This is a genomic window from Maribellus luteus (assembly GCF_003576475.1).
GTDB lineage: Bacteria > Bacteroidota > Bacteroidia > Bacteroidales > Prolixibacteraceae > Draconibacterium > Draconibacterium luteum.
In genome coordinates this window covers 1-516 of record NZ_QWGR01000293.1, presented here as the reverse complement: position 1 = coordinate 516, position 516 = coordinate 1, and the positions used below count along the sequence as shown (strand labels likewise).

Genomic DNA, 516 nt, shown 5'->3' with positions numbered 1-516 from the left:
CGCGCCGCCCCCAGCCCCGTGCGATCGGTGAACAGCCGGCGGTTGCGGCTGTTGGCCGCATTCCAGACCTGATCACTCCCCTGCGGCTGCGAGAACTTCAGGTTGTGCGTCGGCAGGTAGCCGTTGGTGTCGACCGCCGCGCAGAACACCACACGCGAATCCAGTTTGAGCAACGGCTCCTGCACCGCTGGCAGCACGCGATCCGTGAACGCCGTAAACCGCGTCATGTGCTGCGGCGGGTCGGTATTCGGCACGGGCACATAGTCGCGGTCAAACAGATCACTTTCGCTGATATCGCCGCGCGCCAGCGCCGATTCAAACAACGCGCTGATCTTGCCGGCCGCCGCTTGCACCGCTTCGATGAACGGCGTATCGGCACTCTGCACACCGGTTGAAGCCGTCAAGCGGATCAACGTTTCCGAAGCGCCCAGCAGCCCCGACAGTTGCCGCTGCGCGTTGTCGATGTTGTGGCTCGATTGCTTCACACCCTCGGCCATCGCCTCCACCTCACGCGCG

At 64.5% G+C, this 516-nt stretch carries 1 protein-coding gene; it reads right to left on the bottom strand.

Features of this window, described 5'->3' with window-relative positions; genetic code table 11:
* The coding region (locus tag D1614_RS28950) for a hypothetical protein (protein ID WP_206610221.1) at positions 1–516 on the bottom strand (516 nt) is incomplete at both ends.